The organism is Porphyromonas catoniae ATCC 51270 (assembly GCF_000565015.1).
Taxonomy (GTDB): Bacteria; Bacteroidota; Bacteroidia; order Bacteroidales; family Porphyromonadaceae; genus Porphyromonas; species Porphyromonas catoniae.
The window spans coordinates 123,996-148,151 of sequence record NZ_JDFF01000022.1 but is presented as its reverse complement, the minus strand read 5'-3'; the positions used below and the strand labels follow the sequence as shown (position 1 = coordinate 148,151).

Annotated in this window: 21 protein-coding genes and 2 tRNA genes; 15 read left to right on the top strand and 8 right to left on the bottom strand. The window is 51.1% G+C overall.

The features are described 5' to 3' along the window. Positions 1–10 precede the first annotated feature (10 nt). Entirely contained in the window at positions 11–1,285 is a 1,275-nt protein-coding gene (locus tag HMPREF0636_RS06170) for a YncE family protein (protein ID WP_044169176.1), read from the top strand. Positions 1,286–1,406: 121 nt separating this feature from the next. On the opposite strand, the gene HMPREF0636_RS06165 is transcribed toward HMPREF0636_RS06170, so the two are convergent. The 8 genes from HMPREF0636_RS06165 to HMPREF0636_RS06130 form a co-directional block, all read right to left on the bottom strand. Further along, entirely contained in the window at positions 1,407–1,610 is a 204-nt protein-coding gene (locus tag HMPREF0636_RS06165) for a hypothetical protein (RefSeq protein ID WP_044169174.1), read from the bottom strand. Then, a complete protein-coding gene (locus tag HMPREF0636_RS06160; RefSeq protein ID WP_044169218.1) occupies positions 1,600–2,082 on the bottom strand; it encodes an N-acetylmuramoyl-L-alanine amidase in 483 nt (160 codons plus the stop codon). The genes HMPREF0636_RS06165 and HMPREF0636_RS06160 overlap by 11 nt, the downstream gene beginning before the upstream one ends. Continuing rightward, positions 2,079–2,591, bottom strand: coding sequence for a hypothetical protein (locus tag HMPREF0636_RS06155; RefSeq protein ID WP_044169173.1), 513 nt, complete (start codon positions 2,589–2,591; stop codon positions 2,079–2,081). The genes HMPREF0636_RS06160 and HMPREF0636_RS06155 overlap by 4 nt, the downstream gene beginning before the upstream one ends. A gap of 233 nt (positions 2,592–2,824) precedes the next feature. After that, on the bottom strand, positions 2,825–3,295 hold the full coding sequence (locus tag HMPREF0636_RS06150) for an HU family DNA-binding protein (RefSeq protein ID WP_044169171.1): 471 nt from the start codon (positions 3,293–3,295) through the stop codon (positions 2,825–2,827). 657 nt (positions 3,296–3,952) lie between these two features. After that, positions 3,953–6,265 carry a TonB-dependent receptor gene (locus HMPREF0636_RS06145; protein WP_044169170.1) on the bottom strand — a complete coding sequence of 771 codons (2,313 nt, stop codon included), beginning with the start codon at positions 6,263–6,265 and terminating at the stop codon, positions 3,953–3,955. Between the two features lie 48 nt (positions 6,266–6,313). Beyond that, the gene (locus HMPREF0636_RS06140) at positions 6,314–7,231 is read right to left on the bottom strand and encodes a DUF4249 domain-containing protein (RefSeq protein ID WP_044169168.1); all 918 of its coding nucleotides are present in this window, start codon (positions 7,229–7,231) and stop codon (positions 6,314–6,316) included. Continuing rightward, positions 7,228–8,061: a hypothetical protein gene (locus HMPREF0636_RS06135; protein ID WP_044169166.1), complete on the bottom strand. Its 834-nt coding sequence runs from the start codon at positions 8,059–8,061 to the stop codon at positions 7,228–7,230. The genes HMPREF0636_RS06140 and HMPREF0636_RS06135 overlap by 4 nt, the downstream gene beginning before the upstream one ends. Positions 8,062–8,073: 12 nt before the next feature. Next, positions 8,074–9,435: a C10 family peptidase gene (locus tag HMPREF0636_RS06130; RefSeq protein ID WP_162147894.1), complete on the bottom strand. Its 1,362-nt coding sequence runs from the start codon at positions 9,433–9,435 to the stop codon at positions 8,074–8,076. Positions 9,436–10,662: 1,227 nt separating this feature from the next. On the opposite strand from HMPREF0636_RS06130, the gene trpS reads away from it, so the two are divergent. The 14 genes from trpS (at position 10,663) to mrdA (ending at position 24,146) form a co-directional block, all read left to right on the top strand. After that, positions 10,663–11,652 (top strand): tryptophan--tRNA ligase, encoded by a 990-nt coding sequence (trpS, locus tag HMPREF0636_RS06125; RefSeq protein WP_044169162.1) that lies wholly within the window; start codon positions 10,663–10,665, stop codon positions 11,650–11,652. Positions 11,653–11,691: 39 nt separating this feature from the next. Continuing rightward, positions 11,692–12,093, top strand: a complete 402-nt coding sequence (locus HMPREF0636_RS06120; protein WP_005468403.1) for a DUF3127 domain-containing protein — start codon at positions 11,692–11,694, stop codon at positions 12,091–12,093. A 105-nt stretch (positions 12,094–12,198) separates the two neighbouring features. Beyond that, a complete protein-coding gene (gene rlmH, locus HMPREF0636_RS06115) occupies positions 12,199–12,672 on the top strand; it encodes a 23S rRNA (pseudouridine(1915)-N(3))-methyltransferase RlmH (RefSeq protein ID WP_044169160.1) in 474 nt (157 codons plus the stop codon). 31 nt (positions 12,673–12,703) lie between these two features. Then, positions 12,704–14,440, top strand: a complete 1,737-nt coding sequence (locus tag HMPREF0636_RS06110) for a phosphoethanolamine transferase (protein ID WP_044169158.1) — start codon at positions 12,704–12,706, stop codon at positions 14,438–14,440. A gap of 27 nt (positions 14,441–14,467) precedes the next feature. Then, entirely contained in the window at positions 14,468–15,700 is a 1,233-nt protein-coding gene (gene hflX, locus HMPREF0636_RS06105; RefSeq protein ID WP_044169157.1) for a GTPase HflX, read from the top strand. Positions 15,701–15,736: 36 nt separating this feature from the next. Beyond that, positions 15,737–16,867: a ferrochelatase gene (locus tag HMPREF0636_RS06100; RefSeq protein ID WP_044169155.1), complete on the top strand. Its 1,131-nt coding sequence runs from the start codon at positions 15,737–15,739 to the stop codon at positions 16,865–16,867. 707 nt (positions 16,868–17,574) lie between these two features. Then, positions 17,575–17,646, top strand: a tRNA-Glu gene (locus tag HMPREF0636_RS06095). A 27-nt stretch (positions 17,647–17,673) separates the two neighbouring features. Further along, positions 17,674–17,928 (top strand): 30S ribosomal protein S20, encoded by a 255-nt coding sequence (gene rpsT, locus HMPREF0636_RS06090; RefSeq protein ID WP_005468409.1) that lies wholly within the window; start codon positions 17,674–17,676, stop codon positions 17,926–17,928. A 55-nt stretch (positions 17,929–17,983) separates the two neighbouring features. After that, positions 17,984–18,058 (top strand) — tRNA-Glu (locus HMPREF0636_RS06085). Between the two features lie 264 nt (positions 18,059–18,322). Continuing rightward, positions 18,323–19,840 (top strand): bifunctional phosphoribosylaminoimidazolecarboxamide formyltransferase/IMP cyclohydrolase, encoded by a 1,518-nt coding sequence (purH, locus tag HMPREF0636_RS06080; protein WP_044169154.1) that lies wholly within the window; start codon positions 18,323–18,325, stop codon positions 19,838–19,840. 26 nt (positions 19,841–19,866) lie between these two features. Then, the gene (gene mreB, locus HMPREF0636_RS06075) at positions 19,867–20,886 is read left to right on the top strand and encodes a rod shape-determining protein (RefSeq protein ID WP_005468411.1); all 1,020 of its coding nucleotides are present in this window, start codon (positions 19,867–19,869) and stop codon (positions 20,884–20,886) included. 15 nt (positions 20,887–20,901) lie between these two features. Further along, on the top strand, positions 20,902–21,771 hold the full coding sequence (gene mreC / locus HMPREF0636_RS06070; RefSeq protein WP_044169152.1) for a rod shape-determining protein MreC: 870 nt from the start codon (positions 20,902–20,904) through the stop codon (positions 21,769–21,771). After that, positions 21,764–22,279 (top strand): hypothetical protein, encoded by a 516-nt coding sequence (locus HMPREF0636_RS06065; RefSeq protein ID WP_044169150.1) that lies wholly within the window; start codon positions 21,764–21,766, stop codon positions 22,277–22,279. The genes mreC and HMPREF0636_RS06065 overlap by 8 nt, the downstream gene beginning before the upstream one ends. A 7-nt stretch (positions 22,280–22,286) precedes the next feature. Continuing rightward, positions 22,287–24,146, top strand: coding sequence for a penicillin-binding protein 2 (gene mrdA / locus HMPREF0636_RS06060; RefSeq protein WP_044169149.1), 1,860 nt, complete (start codon positions 22,287–22,289; stop codon positions 24,144–24,146). Positions 24,147–24,156: the final 10 nt, after the last annotated feature.

Below are 24,156 nucleotides of genomic sequence, written 5' to 3'. Positions count from 1 at the left end.
TAATACACCTATGAAGCAAACATCTCGTGCCCTCTGTGCCGTAGGCCTTGGGCTACTCACCCTACTCTCCTCCTGTGGGAAGAGGAATGACCAGCCGACACCTCCTACCCCTAATCCAGGTGAAGTGACCCCGCTGAAGCTCCCCGAGCACCTCATCTTCCTTACCTCCGTCACTGGGGGTGATGGTTCGCCGAGTGCCTCTTATCTGATTAGTACGGGGCGGATCATCCCCGGGAAGTTTACCAACGCCAATGGTCTGCCCCTAGAGGTAGGGAATACCCCTTACTACTGGGAGGGACGTACCTATACCTTCCCCGGTATCATGGGTTCGACGAAGAGCCAACTCGGGTGCTACCTAGAGCAGATCGATCAGACCTATCGGCAGGTAGGTGCTCTGCCTGTAGCGGGGACAGCGGCGACCACTGCTATGGCTGTCCTCAACAAGGATAAAGCCTATATCTCCAACTGGGGAAGCGGTACTGTGCAGGTCATCAACCCTCTAACTCTAACGAGCACCAAGACCATAGACCTCAACAAGTATGCCCATGAGGGAGCTCTCGTTCGCCCCTCGGTCATGGTGCTACGTGACGGGCTACTCTATGTCGCGCTTTGCCAGCTCAATGCCCAGTGGCAGACCGTCAAGGAGCAGGCAGATATCGCTATCATCGATACGCAGAAGGACGAGCTACTCAAGGTCATCTCTGATACCAAACACAAGCTCACTTTCTGCTCTCGTCCTATCGACCCTAACTCGATGTTTATCGATGAGCAGGGGGACATCTACGTCAATTGTCTCGGGTCTATGGAGGATCCCCTACACCCGAATCAAAAGGCAGGCTTCCTTCGCATCAAGAAGGGCGAGACCGAGTTTGATCCCTCCTACATGCTGAGGACAGCTGATATTAAGCCCGAGGGAGTAGCCCACAACGTAGACTTCTTCTCCTCCATCGCCTATCTAGGCAAGGGGAAGGTGCTTGCTCTGGCTAGCATCAACAAGCTTGATCCCGATCTCGCTAAGAATATGTACATGGCTTATGTCCATCGTCTTGCCCTCATCGATCTCCAGGCTAAGACTATTCGTGTCATCGGGGATCAACCTGCATCTACGGCGATGGCTATAGGGGTCACCTATGATGGTAGCAGGTATGCCTACTATAGCTACACGAGTAAGGAGCGGCAGGGGATCTACTGCTACGACACTCAGACGGGGAAGATAGACCCCGAAGAGCCTTACATCACGACCGAGGGCACGGTCACGGGCATCCGTTACATCCCAGCCAACTAATCCTCGGAAGACGCTATACGGCGGAGAGGCTACCCCCATGCCTACGGGCTGGGGGTAGCCTCTCTTGCTATTGATTGGGCGGTCATTCTGTACGTCTGAGATCGCTTGACCGCACTCCCGTCTAGCGGTGGTAGTGGTAGTCAATCCCGAAGAGTGCGCCTGCGAAGGTCATCACCTCCCCATAAGCCACGAGGACGCTGGAGTGGATCTCTCCAGGAGGTCGTACGAAAAAGGCAATAGCCAATAAACTAATCCCAAAGATACATAGCCCCACAGCCACCCATAGCTGTAGCCTAGTGCCAATCTGCTTGTTCTCAGGCATCATACACCTCCCTTCCCTCGCTAATAAGGCGGTAGGCTTGCCGAGCATCGAAGCAGGGACACACCTTGATCCATTCATGTGGCTCTACTTCTCCGTCCCCATCCCTGTCGGGGCTCAGGTCTCGATGGCCTAGGATAATGCTCTCGGGAGCTAGGCGGTGTAGGCGGATGAGCAGAAGCCTAAGAGCTCGCTGCTGTGCCTCGGTACGGGTATCAGTGGGTTGCCCCGTAGCGTCTAGTCCGCCTTCGTAGCAGACGCCCCAGCTGCAGGCGTTGTAGCCTCGGGCATGTGCCCCCACTTCGTCGAGAGGGCGAAGGGGGATAATGCTCCCCGACCTGCGCACATAGAAGTGGTAGCCTGCATGCCTAAAGCCCCGAGCCTTGTGGTCACGCTCCAGCATCACCTCCGTGTAGTCCATCGTGCAGCGTGTGGCACTGCAGTGCACGACGATATAGCGAATGTTCTCCTGTCTCATCTGCATCTCCTCCAGTATTGATAGCCTAGATAGCCCATGAGGGTAAGTATGGCGGTGATGAATCCGTAGAGTAGATAGCTCAGGCGGGTAAAAAGGCCTATGCCAGAGGAGGATACCCTGTGAGCGGACTGGGCTTTGAGACCTTTGTCTAGTCGGCTCATGAGACTATCCGTTCGTTGCTGAGCTTGGTGCTGGGTTTGATGCTTCCTCAGTACTCGGTGGTAGATGAAGGGAGGAATGGTGTGATGGGAGAGGCTGTCCCTGTCGGGAGAAAGGCCAGAGGGTAGGGGAAGGAATGAGAGGTATTCCTCTTGGCTCTCCTCGTTCTCCTGAGTTTGATGGCTCTGGGTATGCAGAGAGACGAGGCTATCCCTCTTTAGGCTGGTTTGTCCCTCCTCATAGACCCTTTTGGCAGCACAGCCTAGGGGCAGGGTGAGGATGAGGAGCAGAGCCAACTGTGGGGCGCACCCCATCCGCCCTCTGAGGGAGGGTTGGAGTCCTGTATACATAGTTGTAAGTGTTGAATGAAGGAATAGATGAATAGACGGAGCCCTGATGGGTGGGGAAAGGGAGCCTAGGCACATCACGTAAGGTCGTGGTGCTAAAGGGGGGATAGAGCCCTAGAGGAGGCTCCCTGAGCGTAAGGTGTAGGGAGAGAGAAGAGCCCCAGCACCCACCCCATGGCAGTAGGGTGCTAGGGCTACTCTTTGCTTTTGGAAGGGGAGGGGGGATCCCTCTTAGGCTAGATGCCTAGGCCATCGCCCTCGTGAGCATGCTCGCCTCCAGGGGTTTGGGGGGCTGGCTTCTTGGGCTTAGAAGGGGTCTTTGTAGGATCCTCTAGCGAGAGCTCTACACGACGTGCTGCCAGACGAATGGCATCTACTGGGTAGAAGCGTACGCGAGGGGTGCGGATGGTCTGTGCTGTGACGTCTGTAGCCTTCGGCATTCGCTTAGCGGAGGCCATCAGCTTAAACGTACCTAGCTCGGCCAGTGTCACCGATCGCCCGAGGTGAAGCTCTTCGTGAATCACGTCACTCAGGGCAATGAGGGCGGCATGTACGTCTGCTCGGGAGAGGGTGGTCATACGTTCGATCCGACGCTCGAGGTCGTTCGTCTGGATGCGATCATGGCTTTTCTGTTTGGCGTAGTAGAGGGTAGTACCCTTGTTCTTGCCAATAGACATCTTTGTGCTCTTAATTTCAAAGCGTAACATAGTAAAAAAGAATATAAATTATTAGTAGAAGTGTCACGATCTGAGACTCATCGCAATAGCCTCACCTACACGCCCTTGGGTACCCTTTTGAGGGGGTGGAGAATGGGGGTTGGACTTGTTCCCATCGTTTGACAATGCAAAGGTACAAACCTTTCCAATACGTTATCCCGAGGGGGGTATTTTCTACCCCTCCGGGCCTACTTTTTAAAGTCCCCGAGATCCGATGGGAAGGGAGGCTTTTTGTGCTGAAAAAAACTTATCCACACCCCCATGGCAAGATCTTTAGGAAGTATGTTTGTGTGTGGCTATATGATTGATGGATAATGTATTGCTTCCTTTTGTGTACTCTAGAGGTAAGGTTTATCTGCTTTATTTTAGTCACTCTCTTGCACTATCCGACCACCTGATCAGCCAGTGGCTGGAGGTGCCTATGATGCTCTTGGATGATACCCTTTTCTCACGGCCTATCTCCACCCGTCTGAGGTATCGAGGGAAAGTGCAGCGAGTTGCCCCCGTTACCTCCCTGCAATTATCCCCGCTACCTCACTCGGGGTAGCGGGGATAACTATCTGATGCGTCTGGGGGTGCTTAGATAGAGGGTATGAATACGACTGGGTAGGTGCTATACCGCTCTCCTACGAAGGGCAGGCGTGAGGACTAGAAGCGGATTTCCCAGCGCACAGAGGGTACGATAGAGAGGAGGCTGAGCTGTCGCCAGCGGCCGTTCTCATGGAAGATGAGGTAGGGATTGCGCCTGTTGAGGACGTTGTAGATGGAGATCCCTAGCTCGTGTGTCACCTTCTCCCTTCGCCAGAGGAAGGAATAGCCGAGGTCTAGGCGGATATAGGGAGGGAGGCGGTAGGCATTCATCGTGGACATCTCGGTACGAGTGGTTGCATGGTGCTCCTGCTCAGGTGGTACCAGAATTCCTCCTTTCTGGGTGTTCCAGAAGGGAAGCTCTTCGGCTTGGTAACTTGCTATGGGGATCGTCATCGTATTCCCCGAGGTCAGGTAGCCAGCTAAGGTGAGGTGTTGCTCTCGGCGTGCGGTATGTATGGTCTCATACCGTGATTGGACGTTTAGGATATGTGTCCTATCGAAGCTGAAGGGGTATGACTGCCCGCCATTGAGCTCCGAGAAGGTGCGAGTTGTCCTGGAGAGTGTATAGGAGAGGGAGCCCGTGAGACGCCCTTGACGCTTCTCTATCCATAGCTCGAGACCATAGGAATTTCCTCGCCCAGTGATGATATCTTCCTCCCAAGAGACGTTGTGCAGAGAGAATTGATTGAGCCAACTGCGGTAGGCTGTTAGGTTGCTGAGGTGACGATAGTAGCCCCCTAGGCTCACACTGAGGTCTGGAGTGCTCCAGAATCCCCCTAGATACCATTGGTCTGCATGCTCTGGGCGAAACCTCTGCGAGGCAGGTACAATCAGGTCAAGTGACCAACCAATAGGAAGCCCCTCTAGGGTATGCTGATACTGGGTCAGTCGGTCATAGGTCGCCTCTATCCCGAGCTCTCGTGTCAAGGGCAGTGAGCCCTTCAGGCGGAGGTTAATATTGTGAGAGATGTGTCGCTCATGGCTACGAAAAAGATCGTAGCGTATCCCCCCTTGCACTGCGTAGTGTGGACGTCGATACACTCCCTCTGCAAAGACGGAGGCAATGGTAGTCGTGAGGGCTGGCCTCCAGTCCCTAGACTTGTTTCCCTCTATAGATAGGGTTTGCACCATCGGGCGAAAACGCTGCTGGCGTAGGTCAATCCCCATCCCAAGATCTATGTCATGTATCCTCGTGGTGAGGTGGCTTCTCAGGGCTAGCTCTTTCTTCTCCGAGCCCATCATAAGCCCTTTATGTACGCCCCAGTCCCCATCGCTGACCTGTGCCTGCCTTGTCCCACAGTCAGTGTAGTACACCGAGGTCTCTAGGCTGAGGTGCTTGGAGGGGGTGTAGAGCCAGCTAGCCTTCAGAGCCTTATTGATCCAGCCAAGTGAGATCTTATTCCTATCTGCGTTAGGTTCTTCCTCTGGCAGGTAGGAGAAATAGTCATGACTACCGAAGAGTAGAGCCTCCAGAGAATGCTCTGCAGAGATCTCCCAACGGAGCTTCCCATAGAGATCCTGTGCCTGAGGGTTGAAGTCGCCAGAGATATTATCCTTGCCAACGAGGAGCCTTAGCAGCAGGAACTCTGGGCGGAGAAGTGAGGAGCGACCTGCCACCTGAAAGGTCAGCTTATCCCGAGTGATGTACCCCTCAAGCGATCCCCCTATCATCAATGGTGATAAGGCAAAAGACCCTTTGTAACGCCTAGCTGAAGGCCTACGGGAGCGTATCTGCAGGAGGGAGGAGGTAAAGTCGCCAGAGGATGCAGTGATCCCTCCCATCTGGAAGGTGGACTGCCCCACCATATCGGGGTGGAAGATGGAGAAAAGCCCAAAGAGGTGTGTCGGTGCGGGAATGGGAATTCCATCAAGCTCTGTCCTATTATTACCATTACCTGCTCCCCGCACGTAGAAGCCCATTCCCCCTTCCATCCCTTGGGAGACCCCTGGGAGGATCTGAGGATAGCGCATTACATCGACTTCGCCTGCAAGTGTAGCAATGCCCTTCACATCCGCAGGGGAGTAGCCGAAGGTATTATTGCCCCGTGTACCCCCGTGTCCAGTTATCGTGACCTCTTGTAGCTCTGTCTGCAGAGGCTGTAGTCGGAACTCTAAGACTCTCCCCGAATAGAGCGTAACCCTGCGCTGTCGATAGCTATCGGCGGAGAGAATTACTCGAAGGCTATCTACTGGGTAGTCGAAGGAAAACAACCCTTGGTCATCTGTCCGAGCTAGGCGATGTCCTCGCTCTGTCAAGACCTCAACGCCTACGAGTGCGTGTGCTGTTTCTTTATCCTGAATTCGACCGCTATAGTGCTGTGCTTCTACTCTCTGAGCAATAAACCCTAGTATGAGGAATAGGGTAAGCATACCCCTCATGACGGATTTCCTAGTATAAAGTGTCATACACGGGTGTGTTTAAGGTAGAGCATTATGATAGTAGAAGGCTGTCTGATAATAAGCAGCGAAGATACCTAGCCCATGCTCTATGTTTGAGTAGATAGTTGTTTGGTCAAACCATGCTGCTGGGTCATCCTCGCTCTCGTAGAAGAGCATCTTCTCTACAACGGAGCGAAGGTAGCTGTCATACTCTGTGGATGCCGCACGGAAGACCACAAAGGAGGCTTCTGCTGAGGGGTGTTGCACCACGAACTCATAGGGTGATCCCTGCGAAGGGTCTTTAGGTGGAACAATGCGTGTGTAGTAGCGGTAGAGAGCAATGCTACTATATGCCCGATCCCAAGTACTTAGCTCTCTCTCCTCATTGAAGTGATCCACTTGCTTATGATTGGTGCCCATCTGCTGGAAGAGCTCTACCTGTGTATCCTGATTCAGCCCTGGAAGATGGAGTGGGTCAGGGGGCATATTGGTAAGGCTGGAGCGTAGACAGAGCATCCAGTAGGGCGCTGTGAGCTGTCTCTGTGTAAAGAGTCGTGTGGTATAGCTACGGAGTGCTTTGCGCCGTACGGAGACGGGTGAGGGCATCGTAGTCGTTGCTCGAAGGGTCGAGTGCTGGGGTATCTCTACCTCCAGGCGGTAGGCTCTTCCTGCTATGGGGCGATAGTGAAGCTCCCAGACTCCATACCCCGTCTTCGTGAAGACCCCGATAGCCCTATCCTCTTCATAGAGCGTCGCCGTAGCTTGCTCGACCTCCTCGAAGAAGCGTCCTCCCCCTATTTCTCTACTATAGGTGAGCTTGAGCTGCTGGACATCGGTATTGCTGAGGACGCACGAAGCGACTACCTTCACCTCTGCGCGAGGGTCGATATCAATATCTTGTGTGCAAGAGGTTAGGGCTACGAGGGTGATCAGGAGGGTTGTAAAGAAGGTTTTCATCTTAGTTGTACCTCTAGTGTATCACGAAGGGTTGTCCCAGCCGTGGTCTCAAGTATAGTGACGAACTTGGTCTTGATGGGAAGCTCTTGCGGTCGGCTCTTTAGGCGGAAGAGCACGATGGGTGGTGCCATGGGGCTCATTGCGAGCCATTGCCCGATGCGTGTGATCTGTCCCTTGTCTGAATAGCCCCAGAGCAAGGTCTTTGTACGGGAAGAGATAATCTGTCGTGGCTTGAACTCGTAGATGCTGAAGTAGTCGTTCAGTGAGGTCTCTGCGGGCAAACCAAAGAGGGGAGAAAGGGATATGATCCGAAAGTCCTTTACGCCCGTGACTCGATACTCCCATGGGATTAGGTTGGTGAATTCTTTACCTGAGCTTAGGCTTCTTGCAGAGGAAGATCTTCGTCTATGGTCTTGGTCTAGTTGACGCTCTAGCGCTAGCATGTGGGGGGTCGTAAGCTTACGCCCCTTCCATCTATAATAGTTCTCATATGAGTCTTCGTAGTTTCTATTCTTTATGTTCGGAAACTCTGCTCGCAGCTCCTTTAGGTCATCCTCTCCTGTCATTACCCACAGAATAAACTGCTCGGCTTCGACAGCGCCGTCATTTAGCTCCTCGGCGGATTTGGTGATAAAGTGCTTATCCCCAATAGTAATAGGTGTCTCTGTATACCGTAATGGTAGGGTGATGATTTGGGTACATTCCCGAGGGAGGAATTCAAAGGAATAGTTCCCTATTTCATCTCCCTTTTCCTTGCAGGAGCTAGTGCCTCCTAATATCAACAGCGTGGTTATTACAGCTATGATGGCCCATGTTCGATTTGTTATCATACTAGAATCGTGCTAAAAAGAGAAGTTATGAATAATCTCCTTTTTATATGTATAGTTTCCTTGACTGGTCTGCCATACATCATCCTCTTGGGTCATGTAGTCACCAGTATCATGGCTACCACTCCATCCAAAATTCATCTTCCAGAAATAGGATTTCTGTACTTCTGTTATTGTGTACTTCCCGTATGTCGGTTGATGGCGCATACTTGAGTATCTAGGTTCATTACCTATACTGCGTATTTCATCATTGCCACCTTTCTTGAACTTCGGTAATCGTTCATAGGTACTCGTGTAGCGAATGCACTTGTCCCTATATCCGTCAATAATCCAAGAGTGTCCATTATAATAGTGCCACCCTGCATCGAAAATTAAGATCTTCCGCATCTTTCTTCCCGCATAGGCCCTAATATTCACTGGTAACAGTTTATCAAGAGAGGATCGTACCAAATCGGGATTATAGGCAGCATACTCGGATCTTATGTCAAACATCTGGTAGACTTCCATAAGCTTATTTGTGTATGCGCCTGACTCAATTTCTCCGTAGTTCATATCAACATAGAATCCGACAAACCCCATTAGTATTCCGGCTAAGTTTGTTGCTTCAGTTGGGGTCGTGCTATAGGACCATGGAGCCATCTTATCCCAAGTATCTGGTCGCATGGAGTCGAAGTAAAAAGAATATGATCGGTTATGGTTATCCCAAACAGAGCCAGTACACCAACCCCTAGAATAAAATCCCTGAGGCTTATTCTTAAAGAAATGAAAATAGTAGAGCATCTGTGCTCCAGCAACAGCCACACAACCTACGGGGCATCTTTTGCTTGTTTCGCGCCAAGATGGGGTGCATATATTCCATGGGGATCCTTGACCCCACTTGGTTGCAATGAGTGGCCCAACGGCCTTATCTACCAAGACCTCAATCTGGGTATCCACTAGGAAATCCTCATAATCTCGTTCATCGTTATCATAATTATCATCCCCAGGCTCTTTGGCGAAAGAGCGAAGTCTCTGTCCTTTAGGACTGGGGTGCAATCCTAATGCTAATGTATCAATCTTGCACCACATGGCGTAGTCGCCAGACTGGGTATCCTTACTCTTGGAGTGCTTGAGTTCGTAGATCTTCCCTGCTAGGTCTTCGAACCAAAGAGAGGATCCTCCGAGTACCTCTTTGTCTATATAGCCTTTTGTAGACGAGGCTAAGATAGCCTCCGTACGCTTATCCCCAGAGAGTACAACCCAGCCTTTGTCTCCCTCGTAGTTTACGAAGTACATCAGGGTATCTTGCCCTTTGATAATTGGCTCTATACTCTTGACTTTTCGAGGAGTATGATCCTCAAGCTTTAGCTTCTGAGCAAAATACTTTGCAGAGGCCAAAGGGACTTGGTAGTGCTGTGTCTCACTATATCTGCTGGGTTGTTTCTTGTTGTCATCAAGACGAAACTCATCATCAAGTGACGTGCAGCTTGCTAAGGAAAAGAGAGCCATTAAGGCTAAGTAAATCTTGTTCATGTGTAGTATGTTTTGACTTGTGAGTTATAGTTCCTGTTAGCAGGAGAGTTATAGTTAAAGCGTGTTGTACCTTCCCTGATCTGGAGTGTCAGGGGGGGCAGGGGTATCTGTTTGCTACAGATGGTCTTCGGTTCCATATCTGAGAGGTCAGATTAGTATTCCATTAGCAAATGTAGCAATTAAAATATGAGTTCAAATATACACAAGCAGATGGGGATGAGCTGCGTTTGTGTAGCTTACTAAATACGTGTTATAGCCCCCGAGTAAATACGAGCCATATTGTGGTGTATATGGGGAGTATTTTCCGTCAAGAAGTGTCGTGTTTGGGAATGCTGAGGTGGGAAAATCTTATGTGGTGTGATACTTAGTAGTGCTGACGCACATAATGATGACGAGGATGTGGTGCAATAAACCCTTCTCTATGCTGCTCTACCTCTACCCTTCAAAAATGCCCTAGATACGGGGTTTGTGAAAGGGGGGCAAAGACTTACCATAAGTCGTTGTAACGAGTTACTATAACTCTCTTCGACGACTTACCATAACTTTTTATGACGAGTTACCATAACTCTTTGTGACGACTTATGGTAACTCGTTGCGGTACATGTTTTACCCCTTTGTATTTTGTTTAATATGAGGCCATTATAATGTGTCCCTCATCCATGGTTTCCGACTGCTCATAGATGCCTCTGAAGCAGTATGAATAAATACGATCTGACCCTCTTTTAGGCCTTGTCTTCTTCTATGCAAGCGTCTCCAAGGATGCCCCTTGGTATACCTGCCGGATTATGCCCAAGGACACAAGGTGAGCGTCAGAGAGCTCTAGAAGCGACCCTTCGTGGAGGAGCCTAGGAAGATTATCCCAATATATGACTCTCCCCCTCTCGAGGGTAGAGCTAAGAGCTAGAGCATTCACCAGCTTACCCCAATCGTGTGGTTAGACTTAGAGCTCTAGTGAGAGGGACGCTCATTATGCGTCAGCCCTACGATACTTAGCGTCTTGTTTCCTAATTATTTCCTATCTTCGTAACCTACGAGGGAGACTATGTAGCCATAATTCTCCCTCGGGTAAATTATATAGACAGCAAGATAGAAATGGATACAGTAGTCAGCGGGATACGCCCCACGGGTAACCTCCATCTGGGGAATTACTTCGGTGCGGTACGTGCCTTCACTCAGATGCAGAACGAGTATAATTGCTTTTTCTTCATCGCTGATTGGCATTCGCTGACGACCCATCCTCACCCCGACAATATCATCCGTAGTACCAATACTATTCTGGCGGAGTATCTAGCCTGTGGAATAGATCCTGAGAAGGCCACTATCTACATCCAGAGTGACGTGCGTGAGGTCGTGGAGCTGTACCTGTATCTTAATATGAATGCCTACCTTGGGGAGCTGGAGCGTACCACGTCCTTCAAGGAGAAGGCACGTCAGCAGCCCAATAATGTGAATGCTGGGCTACTGACCTATCCTACCCTCATGGCCGCTGATATCTTGATGCATAAGGCTGTAAAGGTGCCGGTGGGTAAGGATCAGGAGCAAAACATGGAGATGGCTCGTAAGTTTGCCCGTCGCTTCAATACAATCTACGGGGTGGATTTCTTTGTGGAGCCCCAGTCATACGCTCTGGGGGATCGAGCATTGAAGGTGCCAGGTCTTGATGGATCGGGTAAGATGGGCAAAAGTGAAGGCAATGCGATCTACTTGATAGACGATGCCAAGACGATTACCAAGAAGGTGATGCGAGCTGTCACGGATGCTGGTCCCACGGAGCCTAATAGCCCCCGTCCAGAGCCAATAACGAACCTCTTTACCCTCATGGAGATTGTCTCCAGCCCAGAGGTTTATAAGCACTTCAGCGATAGCTACAATGACTGCTCCATCCGCTACGGCGATATGAAGAAGCAGCTGGCTGAGGATATCTGCTCTTTCTCTGCCCCTATCCGAGAGCGTATCCTGGAGTTAAACTCTGATGAGGCGTACCTTAGACAAGTGGCGAAGCTCGGTGCAGAGAAGGCTCGCGAGAGTGCCAGCAAGACGCTGGAGGAGGTGCGACAGATCATCGGCTTCCGCCATCGCTAATCGAACGATAAACAACTCAATAAATATAGAAGACAGAGAATGGAACTAATAGGAAAGATTATCCAGGTCCTCCCCCTACAGGAAGGTGTATCTAAGGCTGGGAATGCGTGGAAGAAGCAGGAGTATATCCTTGAGACCCTCGGCACGCAGTACCCTCGCAAGGTGTGCTTCAATCTTTTTGGGGATAACGTGGACAAGTTCCCCATGCAAGTCGGTCAGGATGTGACGGTGTCGATTGATCTTGAGAGCCGAGAGTTCAATGGACGTTGGTACACAGATGTGCGTGCCTGGAATGTGCTCAATGGTGTCCAGCTTGCTGGTGCTCCTGCTCCGGGTTTTGCAACCGCTCCTACCCAGCCCACCCCTGCAACCCCACCCGCTCAGCCAGCCCAGGCCAGCCCAGTAGCTGCACCTACAGCCGCAGACGACCTGCCCTTCTAAGTGGAGGATAAGCCTCAGGACGCTAAGTCATAACAGAGGGAATGCCCCCAAGACCCTATGGAGCATTCCCTCTTTTGCTGTATATAATATTCCCTCGAAGAGTAGATGCAACTATCCCTCCTTGTCCTCGGTAAGACAGACTCGGCACAGATAGAGACGGAGATTAAGCGATATGAGAGCCGTCTGAAGCATTACCTGCCCTTTGAGCTAAGGGTGATTCCCGATGTGCGGCGAGGGAGTAAGCTTACCCCTGAGGAGCAGAAGCGAGCTGAGGGCATAGAGCTCCTTCGCTACATTACTCCGACGGATCGAGTTTGCCTCTTCGACGAGCGTGGAGAGAGCTATACGAGCAGGGCCTTCGCTACGTTCATTGAGCGAGCAATGGTGTCGGGTGAGCGACGTCTGGTCTTCATTATTGGCGGCCCCTACGGCTTCTCCCCAGAGGTCTATGAGCGAGCTGACGGACAGGTGTCGCTGAGCCGCATGACCTTCTCGCACCAGATGGTGCGCCTCTTTGCTATCGAACAGCTTTACCGAGCGCAAACAATCATCCGAGGCGAACCCTATCACCACGACTAAGGAAGAATCCCCACAATACCTCTTATCTTCAATGAACTACTGGCTACAGATCAAGGAGTTTCTCCTGAGGGGGGAGCAACGGATCTATTACTGGATCTTCACGTTCTCGCTCCTCCTGCCGAACGTGGTGCTTTCGGTCGTGATGCAGCAGTCGATGATTGGTCGTGTGCTGAACATCCTACTCATGCTTCCCCTCTACATGCTTGTGCTACTTGTGGCGAAGCGTCCGGGGAGGGTCTACTGGTCGCTGTTGGTGCTTGTCCTCTTGCACATGTTTCAGCTTGTCTTGCTGACAATCTTCAGTGGTTCGGTAGTTGCGGTGGACATGATCCTCAATCTTTTCACCTCAGAGCCTGATGAGGCCACGGAGCTTCTCTCGAATATCCTTTGGCCTATTATTGGTTCGCTCGTGCTCTACGTTCCTGTACTTGTTCTAGCAACATTCTCGGCACGCAACCCTAAGACCTTAACGAAGCGTTTCCGTAAGCGTACGGCACTGTACGCGTTAGTCCTGCTCATCATCGCTCTGCCCATCTACATTGGGGCTAAACGACGTTTCCCCTATCTTCATCTAAGGGCAGAGGTATATCCTATGAGCGTCTTCTACAATATGTATCTGGCAACGAAGAAGCTCAACCAAGTCTTTCATTATAGCTATTCGTCGCAGGACTTCGCCTATGGTGCTACGAGTGAGCATGCCGAAGAGGAGCGCGAGGTCTATGTGCTAGTCCTTGGGGAGACCTCTCGTGCGCATAGCTGGAGTCTCTATGGCTATCCTCGGCAGACAACTCCCCATCTGGATACGATGAGTCGTGAGGCTCTTATCCCTTTCCGAGACGTGCTAACGCAGTCAAATACTACGTACAAGAGCATCCCGATTATTCTCTCTCCTGCAGATGCTTCTTCGGCAGAGGAGCTTCCACGTGTACGGGGGATCCTTGAGGCATTTAAGGAGGCTGGCTTCTACACAGCTTTTATCTCTAATCAGCCAGGGAACCACAGCTATGTGGATTTCTTCGCTATGCAGGGTGATGAGCATCATTCGATACGTAAAGAGCTTAGGCGAGAGAAGCGTCGCCTTTACGATGCGGATATGTTGCCCTACCTGCGTCAGCTACTCTCCTCGGAGCATCGCAAGCTCTTCATCGTCTTGCATGCCTATGGGGCGCATTTCAGTTATCGAGATCGCTATCCTGCATGTGCCCAATCCTTCCCTGTACCTCGTCGCTATTCAGGTGCAGCGAAAGATAGCTTAACGCTAAGGAATGCCTATGATAATGCGATTGTGGAGACTGACCGCTTCCTAGATGGAGCGATACGTCTACTCGGAGCTCAAGATCGTCGCTCTGCCCTCCTATACGTATCGGATCATGGGGAGGATGTGTATGATGATAGCCGTGAGCGTTTCTTGCACTCCTCGCCTGACGTATCTTACTATCAGCTACACGTACCCCTGCTCCTTTGGTTCTCACCTGCCTATAGGGAGGCTTACCCCGATGTGCTAAGAGCTGTAAGAGCCAATCAACAGCGAGCAGCATCTACAAATGCAGTCTTCCACACCTTGCTCCATATAGCGGGGGTGAAGACCCGTTACCGAGCAGACTCACTCTCTCTGGCGAGTCCCTCCTTTGCCGAGGGTACGCGCTACTATCTGAATGATCGCTATGAGTGTCTGCCCATCGAAGAGCTAGATCTTGCTCCCGAGGATCTAGTACTATTTAAGCAAAAGGGACTACGTATTGACCCGTCTCTCTGCGTCAAGCCCTAGAGGAGGTCAGCCGTATTTTATCTGCACATGAGAGAGTTTATCATTACAGAGACCAAGAGCGATGAGGCCGTACTTGTTGGGCTCATTACTCGAAATCAAACAGAGGATCAAGCAAAAGAATACCTAGATGAGTTGGATTTCCTCTCCCGCACAGCGGGGGTAGAGCCTGTCGTGCGCTTCCTGCAGCGACTTGAACAGCCTCATCCAGTGACCTTTGTGGGGAAGGGTAAGCTAGAGGAAATACGCCTCTATGTGGAGGAACGTGAGATTGGTCTGGTAATCTTTGATGACGAACTGACCCCTAAACAGCTACGCAATATTGAGGCCGTACTCAAGGTGAGGATCCTTGACCGTACGAGCCTTATCCTGGATATCTTCGCGGCTCGTGCTACCACTGCTTATGCCAAGACGCAGGTAGAGCTTGCACAGTATCGCTATATGCTCCCTCGGCTCACCCGTCTCTGGACGCACCTAGAGCGTCAGCGTGGTGGTGTGGGGATGCGTGGCCCAGGAGAAACGCAGCTCGAGACGGATAAGCGCCTCATCCAAGACCGTATTGCCCACCTCAAAGAGGAGCTCAAGGGTATCGACCGTCAGATGGCGATGCAACGGAAGAATAGGGGGAAGCTCGTCCGTGTAGCCCTTGTTGGCTATACGAATGTTGGTAAGTCCACGCTGATGAATGTCCTAAGCAAGAGTGACGTTTTCGCTGAGAACAAGCTCTTTGCTACGCTTGACACTACTGTGCGCAAGGTCATTGTCCATAATCTGCCGTTCCTGCTATCTGATACTGTTGGCTTCATCCGTAAGCTCCCCACGGAGCTCATTGAGTCCTTTAAGAGTACACTTGACGAAGTGCGTGAGGCTGATCTCCTCGTGCATGTCGTAGATATCTCTCATCCGAACTTCGAGGAGCATATCGAGGTCGTTTCCTCTACCCTGCGTGAGATCACAGCTGGGGATGAGAAGTCCGTCCTCCTTGTCTTCAATAAGATTGATGCCTTTACCTATGATGAGAAACCTCTGGATGACCTCTCTGAGCGTACACGGCGTAATCTCTCACGTGAAGACCTCGAGCGTACCTGGATGGCTCGCCTAGGTGAGTCGGGCTGTACCTTCATCTCTGCTAGGACGGGCGAAGGGATCGATGAGCTGAAGACCCTGCTCTATGATCGGGTGAAGGAGCTGCATATCCAGCGCTTTCCTTATAATGACTTTTTGTTCCAAGACTATACACTAGAGACAAACGATGATGAGTAATCCTGACCGCAGGTCTTTTCACTCCGCCCCGAGATAATGAAGGGTAACGATACACCTTCGCTCTTCGGGGCTGAATATCCATCTTCCCAAGCCGTCCTTCTTCTTAACCTTGGCTCTCCTCGGACGCCTGCTGTGGAGGATGTACATGCCTATCTCTTGCAGTTCCTTATGGATAGGCGTATCATCGGTCTACCTCATTGGGCAAGGCATCTGCTCGTTCATCATATTATTGTGCCCAAGCGTGCGCCGAAATCTGCCGCTAACTACCGTACGATCTGGGATGAAGAGCGTCAAGCCTTCCCGCTCATTACACACACTGAGGAGATTGCTCGTGCCTTAGCAGAGCGTCGTCAGTGTCCTGTGGCTGTGGGCATGCGCTATGCTTCGCCCTCGACAGGCTCGGCTCTAGAAGCTCTTGCATCCCTGCTCTCAGTAGAGGAAATCATTATCGCACCGCTCTATCCTCATTACGCACGCAGTAGCTATGAGACAGCTGTTGCCTATGTGCTGGAGGAAGCACGCAGGCTAGGTCTCTCTCGTCTACGCTTTCGTCTGCTTTCACCCTTCTATAATGAGCCGAGCTATCGAGCCGTGCTTACCGAAAGCATTCGTCCCTATCTTCAGTCACCCTTTGATCGGCTCATTGTCTCCATGCATGGCATCCCCGTCTCGCATATCCCCAAGGAATGTCGAGAGCATAATGGTGAGACGAACTACTGTGCCTCACGCCGTGACTGGCATGAGCGTCATGCCGAGGAAGACTGCTACCGCCTACAATGCGAAGAGACGACAGAGTCCCTACGTCAGGACCTCGGTCTGGAGCGGGGGCAAGTCGAACTTGTCTATCAATCTCGGTTAGGGCGTCACGAATGGATGCGGCCCTATATGAGCCAGCGTATACGGCAGTTCTCTGGCGAAGGAGCAGAGCGAGTAGTCGTTGTTTGTCCTGGCTTCATCTGTGACTGTCTAGAGACCATCCAAGAGATTGACAGCTACTATCGAGAGGTGTTTCTTGCACACGGAGGTAAGAGCTTTGCTTACGTACCTTGTCTCAATAGTTCGGAGGATTTCATCGCATCGCTAGCCTCCCTCCTAGATCAAACAGCCCTTGATCCCTCAGCCTTGCTTAGCGAAGAGAATAAGCGCAAATACAAGTACGAGCATTAGCTTGTGCTGAGTATCCTCTACCATTTAACCCTTACTCTTCTGTAAAAGGGCTCTCACAAAGGAAGCTCTAGAGAAATGGGATGAAAAACCACTGGTTTTTACCCCCAAGGCTCTAGAGCTTCGTTCATAATCTACCTCTTTATATTAGACCCCGTGGCACGATGGGTATTTTCTCCCTCTCTAGATCCTTAGTATTTAGAGGGCTTTGAGGAGGGGGATGATGAGTTACTATAAGTCGCTGTGACGAGTTATGGTAACTCGTTGTGGCGACTTACCACAACTCGTAGCAACGACTTACCATAACTTTTTGTGACGAGTTACCATAACTCGTTAAGTCCTCTTTTTGCGAATGGCGTATTAGGTTGTTTATTAGTCGATTATGAAGGGGTGGGAAGTTGGGGATTAGTGGATGGGGTGCTTGTTCTTGGTTTTGGGTCAGAAGTACCACATTCCTTTTGTTGTACCTTGAGGGTTGAGGCTATTGGGGATAGGGCTTGGGGTGCATGGTTTCCCTCGTAGCGCATCCTCATCTGTGATCTGTGCGGAGATTAAGCTCGCTTTATGTGATTGTATTATGCTTGCTGATAGCCTCCGTCCGTATGCTAATTGCTTCTGATTTGCTACACTGGGTGTTTGGTATTCCAAATCTTTGTTATATCTTTGCAGGCGCAATCAGAGGCACGCTTGCCTCGCCTATTGCTTGAGGCGGCCCCTTCGTCTATCGGTTAGGACGCAAGGTTTTCATCCTTGAAAGAGGAGTTCGATTCTCCTAGGGGCTACAGATAACAAAAAAAGAAGATTACGAAATGGCAAATCATAAGTCATCAATCAAGAGAATCCGTCAGACGAATGCACGCCGTCTGCACAATCGTTACTACGCTAAGACTGCTCGTAACGCTGTGCGTCGCTTCCGTGCGCTGACGAGTGCAGATGAGGCTCGTGCAATGCTCCCACAGCTTAGCTCGATGCTGGATCGCCTTGCAGGTAAGAACATCATCCACAAGAACAAGGCAGCGAACCTGAAGAGCAAGCTCGCTCGTCAGATCGCACGTCTCGCCTAAGGCATATCACACCGCTCATCCCGTCGGAGTATCCGATGAGGGAGAGCTTTCAGGCGGCCCCTTCGTCTATCGGTTAGGACGCAAGGTTTTCATCCTTGAAAGAGGAGTTCGATTCTCCTAGGGGCTACCACCAAGAGCCAAGTATCAGTTTAAGCTGACGCTTGGCTCTTTTTGTGTTTGCGTAGCATCGCCTTTGCCTAGCTTAGATGGGGAGATTTGCCTTGGGGTTGAGAGGGAAAGTTAGCCTATTGCTAGGGAAATATACATCAGTCATAGGAAAATCGTTATTTTTGTGTGGGCTAGAGGCTTAGGGCGATACTTCTTGAGAAAGAAGAGCAGGTCCCTCCTAGGTCCAAACACATTACGATAAAGCGATATAGCTTAGAGAAAATAGATGGAGAAGGTAATACGTAGAGCCCTTATCTCTGTATTCCACAAGGAGGGATTGGCTGATATACTAGCCCTCCTACACAAAGAAGGTGTAGAGTTTGTATCCACCGGTGGTACGAGCACATTCATCGAAAGCCTTGGTTATCCAACCGTAGCCGTAGAAGACCTAACTCGGTACCCCTCGATGCTCGGAGGGCGTGTCAAGACACTGCACCCTGCGATCCAGGGAGGGATCCTTGCACGGCGTTCGCATGAGGTGGATCAACAAGAGGTGAAGGACTACGGGCTCTCGCTTATTGACCTCGTGATTGTAGACCTCTATCCCTTCGAGGCAACGGTTGCCTCTGGTGCCTCTGAGGAGGATATTATCGAGAAGATAGATATTGGGGGGATTAGCTTGATCCGTGGAGCTGCGAAGAACTATGAGGATGTCGTAATAATCCCATCTCAAGCTGACTATGCTGCGCTACAAAGCATCCTAGAGCACCGAGGAGCAAAGACCACGCTCGAGGAGCGTCGCCACTTTGCCCGTCGTGCCTTCGCTGTCAGCTCGGGTTATGACTCGGCTATTTTCCGCTGGTTTGACGGTGGTGAGGCAACAGCTCTTCGCCTCACGGCTGACCAAGCTCAGCCCTTGCGCTACGGAGAGAACCCCCATCAAAAGGGAATATTCTTCGGCGACCTCTCTCGCTACTTTACACAGTTACATGGGAAGGAGCTTTCCTACAATAACCTTCAGGATATTGAGGCAGCTGTTACGCTTATTCAAGACTTCGATGCTCCGACCTTTGCCATCCTCAAACATAACAATGCTTGTGGCTGTGCCTCTCGCTCCACTCTGCTCGAGGCATGGAAGGATGCCTTAGCAGGTGATCCCGTCTCTGCCTTTGGTGGTGTGCTCATTGCTAACCGACCCATTGATAAGGAGACAGCGCAGGAGATTGATAAGCTGTTTATGGAGGTACTCATCGCCCCAGGCTTTGCTCCCGAGGCACTAGACATACTCAAGAGTAAGAAGAATCGTATTCTGCTAGAGCAGAAGTCCCCCATCCACTCCGATTGGAGCTACCGCTCGATGCTGGGTGGAGTATTGGCACAGGAGTGCGACCAAGCAGTAGAGACTACAGCAGAGATGCGCTGCGTTACAAAGGTAGCCCCTACGGATAGGGAGTTACACGACCTCGTCTTCGCAACGAAGCTGGTTAAGCATAGCAAGAGTAATGCAATTGTCTTAGCCAAGGGAGACCAGCTCATTGCCTCAGGTGTAGGACAGACCTCTCGTGTCGATGCCCTAAAGCAAGCAATCGAGAAGGCTGGACATTTTGGTTTTGATCTGCATGGAGCTGTACTATCTAGTGATGCTTTCTTCCCCTTTGATGACTGTGTCACCCTTGCTGCGGAGGCTGGGATCACAGCAATCGCGCAGCCTGGGGGCTCGGTACGAGATGCCGATAGTATCGCAGCGGCAGACAAGCTAGGTGTAGCAATGGTGATGACGGGTGTTCGTCACTTCAAACATTAAAAGACATAACATAATAATAGATAAGCATGGGATTATTCTCCTTTAGGCAAGAGTTGGCGATGGACCTAGGTACCGCTAACACCATCATCATTAAGGATGATAAGATTGTCCTTGACGAGCCTTCAGTCGTCGCTTTTGATAACCGTACAGGTGAGATGATTGCCGTTGGTACAAAGGCTCGAGAGATGTATGAGAAGGGTAACGCCAATACCCGTACAATCCGTCCATTGCGTGAGGGAGTGATCGCAGACTTCGACGCTGCCGAGCACATGATACGTGGTATGATACGTATGATTAGCCGTCGCCGTGGGTGGTTCACGCCATCTCTTCGTATGGTTGTCTGTATCCCTTCTGGTAGCACCGAGGTAGAGATCCGTGCCGTGCGCGACTCCAGTGAGCATGCTGGTGGACGAGATGTCTACATGATCTATGAGCCTATGGCTGCTGCTATCGGGGTGGGCGTTGATGTACTCGCCCCTGAGGGACACATGATCGTGGATATAGGTGGTGGGACGACCGAGATAGCCGTAATCTCATTAGGAGGTATCGTGGAGGACCAATCCATTGATACTGCTGGTGACGAACTCACACAAGACATAGTGGATCACATGCGTGATCGCCACCAAATCAAAGTCGGGGAGCGTACAGCAGAGCAAATAAAAATACAGGTAGGTGCTGTTTATAATAAGCTAGACGATGCTCCAGAGGACTTCGTCGTATGGGGCGCAAATATGATGGATACACTTCCACGCAAGGTCTCGGTGAACTATCAAGAGATCTGCGAGTGTCTCGACAACTCGATTGGGAAGATTGAGAGTGCCATCCTACGTACCCTCGAAGCCACACCTCCCGAGCTGTATGCTGATATCGTAGCCAATGGTGTTATCCTCACAGGTGGTGGAGCCCTACTACGTGGTCTGGATAAGCGACTCAGCGAGCGTTTTGGCCTTGAGTTTAAGATCGCAGAGAACCCTCTGCACTCTGTCGCTATAGGTACTGGTATCGCACTGAAGAATATCCATAACTTCAATTTCCTCTTCCGATAATCCTTCGCTCTGCTCGTGCATCGGATCTTTGTATTCCTCCGTCGCTATCGGTATTGGCTAGTCTTTTTTCTATTAGAGGGGATTGCTCTGAGCTTTCTCTTCAGTAGCACCCTCTACCAGAAGAGCGTCAGCTGGTATGCAACGAGTGTTGTCTTCGGGCATATAAATGAGGTGATGACCGAGGTCTGGGACTACATTGATTTGCGACCAGAGAATACAAAGCTACTTGAGGAAAATGCACGATTGAGACAGGCAAATGTCCACCTGGCTCGTCAGATGCAAGATGCTTTGGCTCGAGGCGAATTACCACGACTTCACGCTACCGACAGTCTCCCTGTTAGAGAGGGAACATTTGTCATAGCTCGTGTTGTAAATCGTACTTCTCATTCGGGGGAGGTCTTTTACACGATTGATAAGGGAGAGGCTGATGGCATACATAGAGATATGGGGGTGATGAGTGGCTCAGGAGTGGTGGGTGCTGTGATGGCAACCTCACGCCATTATGCACTCGTTATCCCAGTGCTGAACTCTAAGATACGGCTCTCATGTACCCTCTTGGGGCAGCAGGTCAGTGGAACGCTTACAGCCTCTACGAACCCAAACTCTAACGAGGCCATCCTCAGTAATGTCCCACCTCATGCTCGTCCTCACCAAGGAGATACTGTCATCACAAGTGGTTACTCCTATCTCTTCCCAGAGGGGATGATGATTGGAACCATAGCAGACTCTGTCCCAACGACGATGAAGGGAAGTGCAGGGACATTTGCTAACTATCCTGTACGGCTTGCAACGGACTTCCAATCACTACGCTTTGTCTACGTCATCCTAGAGAGACCCGTGGCAGAGGCAAAAGCCCTCGAAGACTCTATCCAGCCCAATGAATAGCTCTTATCTACGCTTCCTCTTTGCGAGTCTTCTTGTCATCGCTATACAGACTTGGGTGCTTAGTCCGATTGCCCTCTTCCGTGTAGCGACACCATTCATCTATCCTATTTTATTACTTCTGTTACCGGTAGGTATTGGGCGCATATCATTACTCCTGCATGGGTTTGCCATTGGGTGTATTATTGATGTGCTTGGGCTGACCCCGGGGCTACATGCCGCAGCTCTGACAGCTACAGCTTTTGTCCGTCCCATGCTCCTCGGCTCTATGGTTGATCGAGACACACCGGAGCAGGCTCTACCGCTCTATGGGACACTCCGTAGCGGAGCGTTTGTACTTTTTTCCTTACTTCTTCTTATCCATCACATCGTCCTCTATGTGCTAGAGGCTGGGGCTATGATACGAGGGGCATATACCCTGATTAGCCTAGGAGCTGGTTATGTCTTCTCTTGGTTGCTCTCGCTCCTTGCTCTGGCTCTGCTCAGCTCATTCGTTACATCACACGATTAGCTAGCCTATGGTCAATGATGAACTCTTTCGGCGACGTTGGCTAGTGATTAGTCTGACCTTCGCCGTCGTTGTTGTATTCATTCTTCGGCTTTTCTTCCTTCAGCTCATCAGTAGTGATTACAAACAACGAGCTGAGAACAACGCCTACTATGTCCTCTCCACGATCCCATCACGTGGCGTTATCTTTGATCGTAACGGGCAGCTCCTAGTTGCTAATCGTCCGATTTTTGACCTGATGATTGTCAATAATGAGGCTAAAGGCAAGCTGGATACCACCCTGCTCTCAGAGATATTACGCATCCCTCGGGAAGAGTTGGTCGCAAAACTGAGTGCAGTGCGTGATCGCTCGATTAACAGAGGCTATACACCCTATACCCCACAGGTTTTGCTCTCTCAGTTAGAGCCACAAGATGTGGGTCGTTTCGAGGAGCAGTTGTATAAGTTCCCAGGCTTCTCTGTTCGCTCGCGGACAATCCGCCAGTATCATTACCATGGTGCAGCACACCTCCTAGGTTACCTCTCTGAGGCTAGTCCGAATGATCTCAAGCGAGACAGTACGATCATGCGAGGTGACTTCGTTGGGCGAAGTGGTGTGGAGCGTACCTATGAGGAAGTGCTACGAGGTACCAAGGGTGAAGAAATCTTCTACCGAGACGCTCGTGGACGCATCCAGGGTAGGCTCGATGGAGGAGTGCACGATCGGGCTCCCGTGAGTGGTAAGGATCTGACTCTCTCGATTGACGCAGGTCTGCAGGCACTAGGAGAGCGAATGATGAAGGGTAAGCGTGGGGCAATCGTGGCTATTGAGCCCGAGACGGGAGAGATCCTTGCTATGGTGACGGCCCCCAACTATGACCCAGTACTCCTCTCGGGTAAGAGCAAAGGGGAGAATCACCGAGCCTTGGAAGAAACGTTCGGTAAGCCCCTACTGAATCGTGCGATACAGGGTAATTACCCGCCAGGATCTACCTTCAAGGCTGCCCAAGGTGCCATCTTCCTCGCCGAGGGAGCTATTACACCGCAGACGGCTTTTGCTTGTTACCATGGTTATCCTCGCCTTGGCAATAGACCGAAGTGCCATGGACATCCATCCCCGATTGCCCTCGTGGGCGCACTCACGACGTCATGTAATGCTTACTTCTGCTGGGGGATGCATTACCTGCTCGACGATCGTCGCTTCTATCCCTCAGCACAAATAGCCTTAGAGCATTGGAAGCAGCGTATTGTGTCGCTGGGCTATGGCTACCGCTTGGGTGTTGATCTACCAGGGGAGAAGAGGGGATATATCCCTAATAGCCAGGTTTATGATAAGGCATATAAGGGTAATTGGAACTCGAGTACGATTATCTCCATCTCCATAGGTCAGGGGGAAATCCTAGCCACCCCTCTGCAAATTGCTAACCTTGCAGCTATCATCGCTAACCGAGGTACCTATGTCCGTCCCCACGTCGTGCATAGCATACGAAATGCCCCACTTGATACGGCCTATACCAATCGCCAGCAGACAGGCATTGCTGCATCAGACTGGGAATACATTGTGCAGGGTATGGCAGGTGCTGTCACTGGGGGTACATGCCGTGCTGCGAACTTTGCTCCTGGAGAGATCGAGGTCTGTGGTAAAACAGGTACGGCCGAGAATCCACATGGGAAGGATCACTCTGCTTTCATTGGCTTTGCTCCTCGTAACGCACCTCGTATTGCGGTCTCCGTCTATGTGGAGAATGGTGGCTTTGGGGCGCACTTCGGTGTACCTATGGGGCGTGTGATGATGGAGTACTACCTACGAGGCGGACAACTATCGGCTGCTGGAGAGGCTGTGGCCTCACAGATGGAGCAGCGAAGTATCACTTATCTCACCGATATCTAGACTGATTCTC